Raw genomic sequence first — 14,586 nt, forward strand, 5'->3', positions numbered from 1 at the left:
TGTATCCTTTTAATGAGATGATGTAGTTTGCGTAGATTCTGTAGCGGGCTTTGACTTTTTATTTTGCTCAAATTTTGTATCAAGCAAGTATTGCAGCACTCTATCTTCAATCATAGTCATTTTAATGGCGGGGATAAGATTATTTTTTTGATAATGCTCCAAAGTCGCGCGCGGGTCCTGTCCTGTCATCATCGCTTCATAATAAATAGTCTGCATAACTTCATTATCCTGAATGACAATATTATATTTTTTTGCCAATGCGTCCATAATAAAGGTAATTTGCACGCTTTTTTGGGCGTCATCGCGATGAGTTTCGCGGCTTTTTTTGGCTTCATCTTGATTATCTTTTATTTTTTCAAATTCCTCCCTACTTAGTTTGCTTAGAGCGTTTCTAAATAAAATATCCATTTCTTGCTCGACAATAATTTGAGGCAAATCAAAAGTGATATGTGCTAAAAGCGCCTCCACTAGCTTTTCTTTCAATTCTTTGTTGTAAAGCTCGGTTTTTTGCTCCATTTCAAGCTGCTCTTTGACCATATCTTTAAGCGACTGGAGGTTAGATTCTGTGCCGGCAATGCTTTGAGCAAAGGCATCATCAATTTTTACAGAATCTTTGTGCAAAATCTTATGAAGTGTAACATCAAAGCTCGCCTCTTTGCCCGCTAAATGCTGCGCTTGATAATCTGCAGGGAAAGTAACTTTAATAGTGCGCTTTTCGCCCTTTTTCATACCGATGAGTGCGTCCTCAAAGCCCGGTATAAACTGATTTGAGCCAATAAGTAAGTTATAATTCTCCCCCTTGCCTCCCTCAAACGCTACCCCATCGACAAAGCCCACAAAGTCAATATTTGCTGTATCATCTTTTTGTAATGCCCTATCTTGCGTTATTTCAACTAATGGCGCACGACTTTTAGCAATTTCCTCCAAACGCTCATCAATTTGAGCCTGACTTATGGCTTTAAGCTTCACTTCTGGCACATAAGATTCTATATTTTCAATCTCAAATTGCGGCGTAATGCCAAGCTTAATTTCAAGTTCGATTTTGTCATTTGATTTATCAAATTTGGAGATGATAGGGCTGCCCACAAGGCTATTTGGCTCAAGTCCAAGCTCTTTTAGCGCGCTATTGAGCAAGTCTTGTATAGCCTCCTGTTCTGCTTCTTGCTCCACCTGCTCTTTGTAGCGTGTTTTAATCACTTGCGCTGGCACTTTGCCCTTTCTAAACCCATCAAGCTTCACACTTTTTGCAATTTTTTTAATGGCTTTATCAAATTTCTCCTCAATTTTATGAAGTGCAATGCTTCCTTTGACTAGGGCATTAGCGTTATCTGTGCGTTGTGTCGTGAAATTCATACCAATCCTTAAATAAAATAAAAAGTATAATTTGCTATTCTATAAAAAAAAATCTTAAAAGTAGGTTTTGTAATGTCATTATCCCAAATCAAGCAAAAACTTCAAGATAATATAAACCTTTCCCCCAGCTATGGGCATTTGGTGAAGGTTATGCAAAATATGCTTGTGGCTAATGGCGTAAAGCCCTCTGTGGGCGATATTGTGAAAATCTTGCCACAATCAAGCCTCCTAGATTCTGAACAAGATACAGAATCTACGCGGTTAGAATACAGCTTGGGTATGGTGATTGGCATTGAGGGAGAGCATTTTTTTATTAGCCCATTTTCCTTTGTGGAGGGACATAAATCAGGCGATAAAGTGCAGATATTACATCATGGATTGCAAATTCCAGTGGGCGAGGCATTGCTTGGGCGTGTGGTAAATCCTTTGGGAGAGCCTATTGATGATAAGGGCGTGTTGCATACAAATCACAGCACACCGCTTATGCGTATGCCTATAGGGGCGCTAAAGCGAGGGCTAATCGATGAGGTGTTTGAAGTAGGCGTGAAGTCCATTGATGCAATCCTCACATGTGGCAAGGGGCAGAAAATGGGCATTTTTGCTGGTTCAGGCGTGGGCAAATCAACGCTTATGGGTATGATAGTGCGTGGCTCAAATGCGCCAATTAAGGTAATCGCACTCATCGGCGAGCGTGGGCGCGAAGTACCTGAATTTATCTATAAAAATCTCAATAATGATTTGACTAATACCATTCTTGTCGTGGCTACTAGCGATGACTCTCCGCTTATGCGTAAATATGGAGCATTTAGCGCTATGGCGATTGCAGAGTATTTTAAATCTCTAGGCAATGATGTGCTTTTTATTATGGATTCTGTAACGCGCTTTGCTATGGCGCAAAGAGAAATCGGCTTAGCGCTAGGCGAGCCGCCAACTAGCAAGGGCTACCCTCCCTCGACACTCACACTTTTGCCCCAACTTATGGAGAGAGCGGGCAAAGAAGATGGTGTAGGCTCTATCACAGCGTTTTTTACTGTGCTTGTTGAGGGCGATGATTTAAGCGACCCAATTGCCGACCAAAGCCGCTCTATCCTTGATGGACATATTGTGCTTAATCGAGATTTGACTGATATGGGTATTTATCCACCTATTAATATTCTTGATTCCGCTTCAAGGCTTATTAATGATATTGTTACACCCGAGCATTTGCAGGCTGTGAGAAAATTCCGCCGATTATACGCGCTTATTAAAGAAAACGAGGTGCTTATCCGCATTGGTGCGTATCAAAGGGGTGCTGATGAGCAGCTAGATGAAGCCATTGCTAAAAAACCACAAATGGAGGCGTTTTTAAAACAAGAAAGCACAGAAAAATGGGACTTTCAACGCTCTGTGAATGAGCTGTTGCACATTATGAATGAGTGACTTTACAAATTTATAGAATCTAGCATTCACCAAATAGCCTAGCAGCCTGCCATTTTATGCCCCTTGCTTCTTGTAATTTTTAGCAAATTCTTTTACATTCCCAAAATTCTAAACATATTAATTAATTATAAAATGATACAATCCAGTGCTTTAGCAAGTAAAGTCAATAAAAACTTTACTTTTTTACAATTGCAAATCGCAACAAACACAAAAATGACAATTTTAAGGGAGAAAATATGAAACGAATTTACCTTGATAATAACGCGACAACGATGCTAGACCCAAGCATTCTGCCGCTTATGGAGCCGTTTTTTTGCGAGAAATACGGCAATCCAAATAGCCTGCATAAGTTTGGCACGGAGACGCACCCTGCTATACAAGACGCTTTGGAGAAGCTATATAACGGCATAAATGCGGATAGCAACGATGATATTATCATCACAGGCTGTGCGACTGAATCGAATAACTGGGTGCTAAAAGGCGTGTATTTTGATGAGATTGTGCGTAAGGGCAAGAGGCACATTATTACCACTGAGGTCGAGCATCCAGCCGTTGGGGCGACTTGTAGCTTTTTAGAGACGCTTGGCGTGGAGGTGACAAGGCTGCCGATAAACTCGCAGGGTAATATAAGTGCCGCGCAAGTAAAGGAGGCTATGCGTGATGATACCGCACTTGTAAGCGTGATGTGGGCGAATAATGAGACTGGGCTAATTTTCCCCATTCATGAGATTGGCGCGATTTGCAAGGAGCGTGGCGTGCTTTTCCATACCGATGCGGTGCAAGCGATTGGCAAGATTCCCGTTGATGTGATGGCTGCGGGCGTGGATTTTTTGAGCTTTAGCGCGCATAAGTTTCACGGACCAAAGGGCATTGGCGCGCTGTATATTCGCAAGGGCGTAGAGCTTACTCCGCTGCTGCATGGTGGGGAGCATATGCGTGGGCGGCGTAGCGGGACGCTAAATGTGCCTTATATCGTGGCGATGGGCGAGGCTATGCGGCTAGCAAATGAGTTTTTGGACTTTGAGCTGTCTATGGTAAAGAAGCTGCGTGATTATTTGGAGGATAAACTGCTTGAGATTCCTGATGTGTTTGTCGTGGGGACGCGTGAAAATCGCGTGCCAAACACGACTTTGATTAGCGTGCGTGGGATTGAGGGCGAGGCGATGCTGTGGGATTTGAATAAGGCTGGCATTGCGGCGAGTACGGGCAGTGCGTGTGCGAGTGAGGATTTGGAGGCAAATCCTGTGATGGTGGCAATTGGCGCGGATAAGGAGCTAGCACACACAGCGATTAGAATCTCACTTAGCCGCTTTACCACGCAGCAAGAGATTGACTACACAATCGAGATTTTTAACAAAGCCGTGAAAAGACTAAGGAATATTTCAAGTTCGTATGAGGTTTAGTAGAGCTGATCCTAGCCAAAATTAAAATTTATAGAATCTATGGTGGTAGGGTGGGCAGTGATTTGATATGTAGATTCTAAAAATGTAAGCGTTTTTAAGAAAACTTAAAGCAAAATAGTGATAAACGCTACATTTTAACAACAAAAAGGATAAAAAATGGCAAAGAATGACTTAATCGGCGGGGCGTTATGGGACGCCTACTCAAAAAAAGTAAGTGAGCGAATGGATAATCCCACGCATTTGGGCGTCCTAACGCAAAAGGACGCAGACGCGAAAAATGCAAAGCTAATCGTGGCAGACTACGGCGCTGAGTCCTGCGGGGACGCTGTGCGGCTGTATTGGCTTGTCGATGATAACGATGTGATTATCGATGCGAAGTTTAAGAGTTTTGGCTGTGGCACGGCTATTGCGAGCAGCGATATGATGGTGGAACTCTGCCTTGGCAAAAAGGTGCAAGATGCCGTAAAAATCACAAATCTAGATGTGGAACACGCCCTGCGTGACGACCCTAATACGCCTGCAGTGCCTGGGCAGAAAATGCACTGCTCTGTGATGGCGTATGATGTCATTAAAAAGGCGGCAGGGCTGTATCTTGGCAAGAGTGCGGAGGATTTTGAGGACGAGATTATCGTGTGTGAGTGCGCGCGCGTGAGCCTTTCTACGATTAAGGAAGTGATACGGCTAAATGATTTGAAAAGCGTGGAGGAAATCACGCAATACACGAAGGCTGGCGGCTTTTGCAAAAGCTGCGTGCGTCCTGGCGGGCATGAGAAACGCGAGTATTACTTAGTGGATATTTTGGCTGATGTGCGCGCTGAAATGGAGGCTGAGACTTTGAAAGCAAAAGCTGCGGAAGCGGCTAGCGGCATTCTAGCGTTTAAGGATATGACGACCGTGCAGAAAGTGAAGCTAATCGATAAGACTATCGATGATAACATTCGCCCGATGCTGATGATGGATGGCGGCGATATGGAGATTTTGGATATTAAGGATACAAGCGATGGCTTTACTGATGTGTATATTCGCTACATGGGCGCGTGCAATGGCTGTGCGTCTGCTGCGACTGGCACGCTTTTTGCCATTGAATCTGTGCTGCAAGAGCGACTAGATTCTCACATTCGTGTTTTGCCGATATAATTTAGAATCTAGGTTCTGTTCTTTTTTCGCAAGGGGGAGGAGCTTGAATGTGTAAGTGTGAGTTTGCTTCGCCACATCAGGTGAAGTCGCCAGATATACCGCTCACCTCCGCTCCGACGATGCCTTTAAGGTTTGCACTTTGTGCGATTTTATTTTAGGTGGATAGAAATACACTTTATCCACATCTACTCCACCGTGACGCTTTTAGCCAAATTGCGCGGCATATCCACATCATTGCCTAAGCGCACCGCCACTTCAAGTGCAAAAAGCTGCAGTGCTACCATCATGGCAAAAAACTCCTCCATATAGCTCTGCGCTGGCGCAATCATAATCATATCATCTACACCTTTAATCTGCTCCTCACTTACTGCGCAAATAGTCGCATCACGCGCGCTTAGCTCCTCTACATTGCTCTTAATCTTATCAAAAAGCAAGTGTTTTGGCATAAGTGCTAGGGTAAAAAGCTCCGCATCGGCTAATGCTATAGGTCCATGCTTCATTTCTCCGCCTGGATAGCCCTCCGCATGCAGGTAGCTAATCTCTTTAAGCTTGAGCGCGCCCTCAAGTGCTAGGGGATAAAAAATATCCCGCCCGATAAAGAAAAATCCATGCCCATGCAAATAGCGCTTGGAGAGGCGTTTGATATGCTCATGCAAGTGAATATCCACCTGCGTGCTTTTTACAGAATCTACCATTTGCGCGATATGCGCTTTAAGCTCATTTTTGCGAATATGCCCGCGTATTTTGCCAATATACACGCTTAGAATCCACAAAAGCATCATTTGCGTAGCAAAGGCTTTTGTGCTTGCCACACCCTTTTCAATGCCTGCGCGCGTGAGCAGTGAGGCGCTAGATTCTCTCACAATGGAGCTATTATCGACATTACAAATTGCTAAACTTTTTAATCCATGCTTTTTAGCGAGTTTCAGGGCTTCAAGCGTATCGGCAGTCTCGCCGCTTTGGGAAATGACAATAAAAAGCTCATTTGTATTCATAACCGGCTGCGCGTAGCGAAATTCGCTTGCAATCACCACATTTGTCTTAATCTTTGCCAATCGCTCAAAGAGATATTTCGCACTTAATCCCGCGTGATAGCTCGTCCCGCACGCACAAATAGTCAGGCTTTGCACATCATCAAAAAAGCTAGATTCTATCTCGCTTAAATTTATATCACCCTCGCTTACGCGCCCCATCATCGTTTCTAGTAGCACTTTATGCTGCTCATAAATTTCTTTTTCCATAAAGTAGCGATAGCCCTCTTTTTGCGCATAACCTCTTGTACTATCAAGCTTTTTAGCGCCTTTTAGCGCCTTAAAAGCGCCTATTTTCATACAGCCCACATCGCCATCTTGCAGATACACGACATGTTCAACTAGCCCAATAAGCGGCGCATCAGAGCTTGAAAAATAAATCTCACCATCACTACTTGCGCCAATAATTAAAGGCGAGCAATTTTTGGCATAAAATATAGAATCTGGCGCTTTTTTGGTGATGAGCAAAATCGCAAATGCACCCTTTAAATCTGCGATAGTAGCCTTAAATGCGCTTAGGCAATCTTTGTGCTGCTTTGTGTATTCCTCAAATAAATGCACAATCACTTCTGTGTCAGTTTGTGAGAGAAAAGTATGCCCTTTAGATTCTAGAGTATTTTTAATTTCTTGATAATTTTCAATAATACCATTATGCACGACATTGCTAAAAGCGGCGATGTGTGGGTGGGCGTTTGCCTCTGTGGGCTTGCCATGTGTCGCCCAGCGCGTATGCCCAATGCTCACACCAAAGCCATTTGAAGTAAAATCCCTGCATTTAGATGCTAGATTCTCTAATTTGCCCACAGCACGAAATGTCTGCAACTCATTTTGGCTTAATACCGCAATGCCCGCACTATCATAGCCGCGATATTCTAGCTCTTTTAGGCCATTTAATAGAATCTGCTTTTTTTCTTTATCCCCGATGTAGCCGACAATTCCGCACATAAGATAACTCCTTGATTTAAGGATTAATGTAAAATTTGCACATTTTACTATAAAATTATTCACATATTTTACAAGTTTTAATCATTTTACTTTAAGAGGAGCGATAATGCGTTATGTGGGGTTTGCGTTAGGATTATGCGTGCATATATTGTGCGCGCAAGAAGTAAAGCAAGACTTAGCCAAAATAAATTCGCCCATAGCACAAAATGCGCCACTTGATGCACAATCCCCCGCGCTAGATTCTATAAATACAGAATCTACAAATACAGAAACTACAGACCTTCCAAATGTATCGCCCGCTCAAGCAGATTCTATAAATCCTCGCCAAATACAGAATCTAGATTCTATAAATGCTCCAAAAGAGCCGCCCAAAGCTATCACAGAGCCTGCTATTGCAGAATCTTATATGGCGCTCTATCCACATAAATCAGTGTATTTTCTCCCCCTTTACCATAGCTTTACAAAGCCCGCTTTAGGCGATAAAGATACAGAATCTAAATTCCAATTTAGCTTTAGAATGCGCCTTATAAAAGAGCTATTTTCGCCCTATGGCGCACTATACTTTGCCTACACGCAAACAGCATGGTTTCAAAACTACAATAAAATGGATTCGCGCCCCTTTAGGGACTTTGATTATCAGCCAGAATTTTTTTATAGCTATAAATACCCTCTAAGCTTCCTAGGCGGGGCATTTAAAGAAATCACACTAGGGTATAATCACATCTCAAATGGCGAAAGAGAGTTGCGCTCACGCACGCAAAATCGCATTTTGCTCAATATGCGCTGGGAATATGAGACGCAGCATATAGGCACATTTGGCATAAAACTTGGCGTGTGGACGTATATAGGCGAGCATGTGCCGGGCTTTATCCATGATAATGGCGACTTGCCCTTGTATCGCGGATATAATGATATAGGGCTGTATTATAAGAGTAATCGCCATTTGCTTGAATTTTACGCGCGTCCGCCCATTGCGGCGAGGTATTATCCATTTTTTGAGCTAGGCTACACGCTAAGGGTGAGTGAGAATCTAGGGCTATACTGCCAATACATTAACGGCTATGGGGATAATATGTTTGAATATCAGCAATACGCAAGGCGCATAGGCGTGGGCTTCCGCTTGTGGAATAAATAAGCTTTAAGCACTTTTTAGTTCTTCTATTTCTGTTATCTCTTGCACTTCTTGCTGTATCACTTCTTGTATGTAGTCATTATTAAATTCGCTTGGTAGCAATTTTGGTCGCTTTGAAACTACCATCACCACAAGCGGTTTCAAAATTGAATTTGCGTATGGCAGCATTTCTTTAGCACTAAATTCATTGCCAAAAAATTCAGAATCCCCACTAATCATGGAATCTACCATCTTGCTAAATTCATCCATTTCTTCACCTGACAATTTAAAAAGCATAGCCAAGCGTGCCATTTGCCCATAAAAAATTCTATATTTTTTGCTTATATCATCTTCTATAAGGTTATCCATTACTTTTTTAGTAGCTCCACCGCCCAACATACCGCCTACCATACCGCCGAGTAAGCCACCCGCAAAAGTACCGACCACAGGAATAAATGACAATGCAATAGCCCCGGCTACAGCACCGGCCGCACCCCCTACTATACCCCCAGTGTTAACGAAAATATTTTTTACACATTGCATGCTGGAAATTTTGCCCCTCGCCATTTGAATTACTTCTATACTTGAAGTAACAGCTATTGTCGCTGCTGCTGTTATTACTGTTGCCCGCAACGTGCTATTTGCAGCATTGCCTACACTTATAGTTTTATCGCCTGCTTGCCTTCCCGCCATTTTTGCCAATCCTTCACCTATATAGCTACCTTTTGAAAAATTAATGTTTATTATTCTTTGCATGAAGTTACTGAAAGCAGGTAGTCTTTGTAATTGTGCCCCTATCATATATACCGCAAATGTCTTGCCCCCTGTTTGTAACCCAACTATAAATGATTGTCTTATAGCTTCCTTAATATTTCCGTTTCTATAATAGCACATTGCAGTATTTAATACGAATGAAATTCCAGCAGTTTTAAGTGCTACTATCGAGGCATTTACAGCATCATACTCTAAGCTCTCTTTTGTAAAAAATTTACAAGCATTTTTTGCTTCTTGCAATGTGTAGCTACCCTTCCTTATGATGTTTTTAGCCTCATCTTGATTGGTTACCCCAGGAACTTCGCCATTGCTTATTTTTTTTTCCATGACGCTAATTGCTTTCTCATATTGATCACTTGGAACTTCCAGTTGCATTGGTTTTCCATTTTTGTCATAATATCTATATTGTCCATTATCAAATGCTGCATTTACAGAACGTGTGGCCGTCGCACAATATTTTGTCTGAATCTCTTGTCCATTGACGATTCTATCTGCACCACTTGACGCATTATCTTTGCCTATGAGCTCCGCTTTTTTAAGAGGATTCAACGAATCTGTCTGATGATTAAGTAATTCTGCCATATCTCCATGTCCTGCTGCTGGATTAGATAATGCCTTATAATTCTCTCCCCAAGTCTTGCTTATATCCATACTCGCAATCGTAGCAGTAGCTGCATTACTCACTTGTTCGTTTTGTGTGATATTTTTTCTCGATATTTTCTTGCTATACTGCCTTGCGACATCATTGAGTGCTTCTTGTAGTGAATATTTTTCGTTGTAGTGTTCTCGGTGTTTGAATAACCTAATGAATTCTTCTTGTTGCATTATAGCTCTATTTTTATACTCTTCTTTACTTTCACTTTCTAGCATGAAAGGATTTAAGGCCTCACTTAATGCCAAGCATTTAAACTCGATATCTCTGCACATATCACTACAATACCATTCAATCTCTTCATATTTATCTGTGCGTCTCGTTGCACCACCGCAACATTCACAAAACATAAATTTATCCAAATGAACGCTATGTATATAATACTCATTTGTGCCGAAAATATACTTACCCACACAATCTGTTAAAATAAATAAATCCTCAACACCCATATTTTCTATTTCTATGACTTCCTTTAGTCTACTTAAAGCATTCTTGGCAGAGATTCTATCACTGCTATGTGCTAGACTGATTGCATACGCTATCAGTCTATTAAAATACTCCTCTCCAAAAATATATTCTAAACTACCGAGCCTACGTTTATGGATTTCTCCATTTTCAGCCAAAGCATCAAGTGAAGCTTGAGCAATTTCCATAAGTTTTTCTAGTTTTTTTTCACTTTGTTTTTTTGTAAATTTCTCAAGCACAGCGCCAACAAGTACATAAGTATTTGGTTCAATATTTTTGGCCCAGCCCGTAGTGATATTAATTGTATTTGTAATAAATTTTAACCGTACATATACATCATAAAGAATACAGAATACCCCAAAGGCAACATATGCATCATAATCACGATACTCTTCTCGTACATACAAATATGCCACAAGGCCAACTAAAAATAAGAAATTAAACTTGTAAATATTACTAAACAATGCTTTATGTGCAAAATTATTTTTACCCCATTTGCGAATCCTTATAGCCAATCTATCTGCGCTAAACGATAGTACTATAAGTAACCAAATACCGCATAACCAAACAAAATTCGCATTCAGGCCTTCCCTATCGTATATACTCCACACAAATACAGCAATAAATAATATAAATAAAATTTTACCGATCCTTAGAAATTTTACACAAAGCAAAAATAATACTACTAAAAATCCTAAAATCTTTAATGCTATCAAACTCATACAGCCTTCCCAATTTAGATATTTTAAAGCCTATCAAAAAAAAATGATTAATCAATAAAAATTACGTAACGGATCACAATCAAGTTAACAAGTAATCCTGCCTAAAATTATCGAACAAACTTCCACGAAGCAAATTCATATTGCATTTTGGTTATTTTATATCTACCCTAAATTTCCTTTGCCTACGATGCATGTCGCATAATATCTAAAATCACGCAAAAATATTGATAAAAAAATGAAATTACATATTGTATTTATAAATTTATGCAAAAATACGAAAAAATATTTTAAAGGAGCATTGTATGAGTAATATTTTAGGATTTCCACGCGTTGGACAAAATAGAGAGCTAAAAAAGGCGCTGGAAAGCTATTGGAGCGGTAAGTGTAGCCAGCAGGAGTTAGAATCTGTAGCCAAAGATTTGCGTGCAAAGCATTGGGAGCTACAAAAACACCTTGATTATGTGTGTGTAAATGATTTTAGTTTGTATGATAATGTGCTAGATGTGGCGTATGCCATTAATGCAAAGCCTCAAAGATTTAAAGATTTAAGCGGTTTGGAGGGTTACTTTGCTATGGCGAGGGGGCATAAAAATGGCGTAGCTTGCGAGATGACAAAGTGGTTTAATACCAACTATCACTATGTCGTGCCAGAACTTAGCATTGATGATGAATATAAAGCCGATGCGAGCAATATTATCGCGCAATATAATGAAGCAAAAGCGCTAGGCTATAAGCCTAAGATTAGCCTTGTTGGGCTTTTTACATTTTTTGGACTAAGTAAGATTATTAAGGGCGAGCCAGCTGATGTGTTTAAAAAGGTTAAAAGCGCGTATCTTGATTTAATTGATGAGCTAGTAAAAATTGATGATGAAGTGGTGATTGAATTTAGCGAGGCTATTTTTGTGCGCGGAAATGATGAGACTTTGGGCAATTTGCGCTGTTTGCTTGGCACTTCAGCCATTGAGTGTATTTATAATGTGATTCCAGAAAAGGGCATAAAGACCATTGTAAGCACATTTTTTGAGCATAGCAATGAATTTACAGAGCTGCTTTTGCGCACTAAGGTGTATGGCATTGGGCTTGATTTTGTCGCGGGCAGCAAGAATGAGCAGAGCCTAGAAGCTATTGGTAAAAGCGATAAAGTGCTGTATGCAGGTGTAATTGATGGGCGCAATATTTGGGTGGCGGATTTAGAATCTAAGCTTGCCCTTTTAGATTCTATAAATAAATTCGTGCCAAAAGAGCGCATTAAAATAAGTGCATCTTGCTCACTTTTGCATGTGCCTTTTAGTAAAGCAGGCGAAAGCAAAATAGATTCTCAAATCCTCTTATGGCTTAGTTTTGCTAGTGAAAAACTGCAAGAAATTGCTTTTTTGGATAAACTCTTTAGAGGACAAGATAGCGCCGCACTAGCGTTTTTGCAAGAAAATAAAGCCATTAATGCAGCGCGTAAAAATTCAGATAAGACAAATAATAAAGCCGTGCGTGAGCGCGTGAAAAACTATCCGCACAAGCAAAGAGCAGAGTCGTTTAAAGAGCGCATTAAGATTCAAAAAGAGTTGCTTAATTTGCCTATTTTGCCCACTACTACGATTGGTTCTTTCCCGCAAACAAGCGAAATCCGCGCTCTTAGACTAGGGTATAAAAAGGGTGAAATTAATAAAGCACAATATGATGAGGGCATAAAAGCCTACATTAAAGATTGCGTGGCGTTCCAAGATGAAATCGGGCTTGATGTGCTTGTGCATGGCGAGCCAGAGCGTAATGATATGGTGGAGTATTTTGGCGAGCAAATGGAGGGCTTTGTATTTAGCCAAAATGCGTGGGTGCAGAGCTATGGTAGCCGCTGTGTGAAGCCACCTATTATTTTTGGTGATGTGGCGCGCCCTAAGCCTATGACTGTGGATTGGATTACTTATGCGCAAAGCCTTACAAGCAGGGTGATGAAAGGTATGCTCACGGGTCCAGTTACGATTTTAAATTGGAGCTTTGTGCGCGATGATTTGCCACGAAGTGCGGTATGTGAGCAATTGGCTTTGTGTATTGCTGATGAGATTGATGATTTGCAAAAGGCAGGCATTAAGATTATTCAAGTAGATGAAGCTGCCTTTAAAGAGGGCTATCCGCTAAGGGCTGAAAATATTAAAGAATACGAGCGCTGGGCGCTTGAATGCTTTAAGACATCAACTGCCATAGCCCAGCCGCAAACGCAGATTCACACGCATATGTGCTATAGCGAGTTTAATGATATTATTAAAACTATCGAAGCCCTTGATGCTGATGTGATAAGCATTGAAACAGCTAGAAGCGGTAATGAATTGCTTAAAATCTTTAAAGAAGTAGGCTACGCAAACGAAGTAGGACCGGGCGTGTATGACATACATAGTCCTAGAATCCCAAGTGTGGAGGAGATAGAACGTCAAATCAAGGCTCTTCTTGAAGTTCTGCCTAAGGAGCAATTGTGGATTAATCCAGATTGTGGCTTAAAAACTAGAAAATGGGAAGAAGTCAAACCTAGCCTTGAGCATATTGTTGAGGCTGTCAAAAAGGTGCGCGCTAGCTTGTAGGGCTTAAACGCATTGGCGATACATAAAACAAGCAAGGCAGGCAAATATGGAGATAAATATAGAATCTTTAGTGGCAAAACTGCACTCTAAGGAGGCGTTTTTAAGCCTAGAAATCTCTCCAAGTCTTAGCAGTAGGCTTGATGTGGAGTTTATTAATGAGCTAAAAAGCCTAAAAGGCGTAGATGGCTTTGTATGCACAGATTCGCCTTTGGCGCGCTTTAAGCCTTCATCAATCCTTAGCTCCATTAAGTTTCAAAATGCCTTGCAAAAGCCAGTAATTTGCACCCTCTCCATGCGAGATAGAAACTCGCTTGCCTTGTGCGGCGATATTTTAGCCGCTAATGAAATGGGCTTGCGCGCGTTTTTGACACTCACAGGAGATTCTATAAAAAATGGTGATTGCGTGGGCGCAAAGGGCGTCTTTGAGGATAATTCGCTAAAACTTGGCGCTATTATTGATGGGCTAAATAATGGCATCGCGGTTAATGGCAAGCCACTAAAAGAGCCAATAGAGCGCATTTATAACTTTCAAGTTATAAATTCTTATGCTAATAATTTGCAATCTTTAAAGCACAAAATCCGCAAAAAGCTAAGCTCAAATAGGCTAAGTGCGCTTTTTACACAGCCTGTTTATTCGCTTGAGGGCGCGGAGTTTTTACTTAAAAGTCTTGAAGAAATTAATGCTGAATATGAGCTAGATTGCGCGCTGGTGCTTGGATTTTTCCCCGTTATGAGTTATAAAATCGCACTTTTTTTGCGCGACAAACTGCCGGGTGTGTATATCCCTGATACATGGGTAGATAAGCTTCATACTGCTCACGCCAAAGGCATTGTAGAGGAGCAAAAAGTGGGCTTAGAGATGTCCTTGTCGCTTTTTGAATCCTTAAAAAAATTGCACAACAAATTCCATTTTATGAGCGCTAATAAGCCTAGCTTGTTGGAGTATTTTAGAATCTAGATTCTGTAACTAGGTTTGTTACAAAAACCTTGAGCAAAAAGCCAATGCA

9 protein-coding genes are annotated in these 14,586 nt (G+C 41.1%); 6 read left to right on the forward strand and 3 right to left on the reverse strand.

Annotation, left to right across the window (positions count from 1 at the left end; translation table 11 throughout):
* Positions 1-9 precede the first annotated feature (9 nt).
* Positions 10-1,353 carry a trigger factor gene (gene tig / locus LS71_RS01400; protein WP_034352158.1) on the reverse strand — a complete coding sequence of 448 codons (1,344 nt, stop codon included), beginning with the start codon at positions 1,351-1,353 and terminating at the stop codon, positions 10-12.
* A gap of 72 nt (positions 1,354-1,425) precedes the next feature.
* Between tig and fliI the strand changes: the two genes are divergently transcribed.
* The 3 genes from fliI (at position 1,426) to LS71_RS01415 (ending at position 5,312) form a co-directional block, all read left to right on the forward strand.
* On the forward strand, positions 1,426-2,772 hold the full coding sequence (gene fliI, locus LS71_RS01405) for a flagellar protein export ATPase FliI (protein ID WP_034352155.1): 1,347 nt from the start codon (positions 1,426-1,428) through the stop codon (positions 2,770-2,772).
* Positions 2,773-3,008: 236 nt separating this feature from the next.
* Positions 3,009-4,175, forward strand: coding sequence for a NifS family cysteine desulfurase (locus tag LS71_RS01410; protein ID WP_034352152.1), 1,167 nt, complete (start codon positions 3,009-3,011; stop codon positions 4,173-4,175).
* A gap of 156 nt (positions 4,176-4,331) precedes the next feature.
* Complete coding sequence (locus LS71_RS01415; RefSeq protein ID WP_034352150.1) at positions 4,332-5,312, forward strand: iron-sulfur cluster assembly scaffold protein NifU; 981 nt, start codon at positions 4,332-4,334, stop codon at positions 5,310-5,312.
* A gap of 185 nt (positions 5,313-5,497) precedes the next feature.
* On the opposite strand, the gene glmS is transcribed toward LS71_RS01415, so the two are convergent.
* Positions 5,498-7,288: a glutamine--fructose-6-phosphate transaminase (isomerizing) gene (gene glmS / locus LS71_RS01420; RefSeq protein ID WP_034352147.1), complete on the reverse strand. Its 1,791-nt coding sequence runs from the start codon at positions 7,286-7,288 to the stop codon at positions 5,498-5,500.
* A 106-nt stretch (positions 7,289-7,394) separates the two neighbouring features.
* Here glmS and LS71_RS01425 point away from each other — a divergent pair, with 106 nt between their 5' ends.
* Entirely contained in the window at positions 7,395-8,423 is a 1,029-nt protein-coding gene (locus LS71_RS01425; protein ID WP_081946205.1) for a phospholipase A, read from the forward strand.
* A gap of 3 nt (positions 8,424-8,426) precedes the next feature.
* On the opposite strand, the gene LS71_RS01430 is transcribed toward LS71_RS01425, so the two are convergent.
* On the reverse strand, positions 8,427-11,012 hold the full coding sequence (locus LS71_RS01430) for a hypothetical protein (RefSeq protein WP_034352145.1): 2,586 nt from the start codon (positions 11,010-11,012) through the stop codon (positions 8,427-8,429).
* Between the two features lie 302 nt (positions 11,013-11,314).
* On the opposite strand from LS71_RS01430, the gene metE reads away from it, so the two are divergent.
* Together metE and LS71_RS01440 are read left to right on the forward strand one after the other, a co-directional pair.
* Positions 11,315-13,579: a 5-methyltetrahydropteroyltriglutamate--homocysteine S-methyltransferase gene (gene metE / locus LS71_RS01435; protein ID WP_034352143.1), complete on the forward strand. Its 2,265-nt coding sequence runs from the start codon at positions 11,315-11,317 to the stop codon at positions 13,577-13,579.
* A gap of 46 nt (positions 13,580-13,625) precedes the next feature.
* Positions 13,626-14,537: a methylenetetrahydrofolate reductase gene (locus tag LS71_RS01440; protein ID WP_034352140.1), complete on the forward strand. Its 912-nt coding sequence runs from the start codon at positions 13,626-13,628 to the stop codon at positions 14,535-14,537.
* The last annotated feature ends 49 nt before the right edge of the window (positions 14,538-14,586 follow it).

Source organism: Helicobacter jaachi, assembly GCF_000763135.2.
GTDB classification, from domain to species: Bacteria; Campylobacterota; Campylobacteria; order Campylobacterales; family Helicobacteraceae; genus Helicobacter_C; species Helicobacter_C jaachi.

Excerpts from the sequence above, each read along its gene's own strand:
- tig (WP_034352158.1), bottom strand. The coding sequence starts at position 1,353 with ATGAATTTCACGACACAACGCACAGATAACGCTAATGCCCTAGTCAAA.
- fliI (WP_034352155.1), top strand. The coding sequence starts at position 1,426 with ATGTCATTATCCCAAATCAAGCAAAAACTTCAAGATAATATAAACCTT.
- LS71_RS01410 (WP_034352152.1), top strand. The coding sequence starts at position 3,009 with ATGAAACGAATTTACCTTGATAATAACGCGACAACGATGCTAGACCCA.
- LS71_RS01415 (WP_034352150.1), top strand. The coding sequence starts at position 4,332 with ATGGCAAAGAATGACTTAATCGGCGGGGCGTTATGGGACGCCTACTCA.
- glmS (WP_034352147.1), bottom strand. The coding sequence starts at position 7,288 with ATGTGCGGAATTGTCGGCTACATCGGGGATAAAGAAAAAAAGCAGATT.
- LS71_RS01425 (WP_081946205.1), top strand. The coding sequence starts at position 7,395 with ATGCGTTATGTGGGGTTTGCGTTAGGATTATGCGTGCATATATTGTGC.
- LS71_RS01430 (WP_034352145.1), bottom strand. The coding sequence starts at position 11,012 with ATGAGTTTGATAGCATTAAAGATTTTAGGATTTTTAGTAGTATTATTT.
- metE (WP_034352143.1), top strand. The coding sequence starts at position 11,315 with ATGAGTAATATTTTAGGATTTCCACGCGTTGGACAAAATAGAGAGCTA.
- LS71_RS01440 (WP_034352140.1), top strand. The coding sequence starts at position 13,626 with ATGGAGATAAATATAGAATCTTTAGTGGCAAAACTGCACTCTAAGGAG.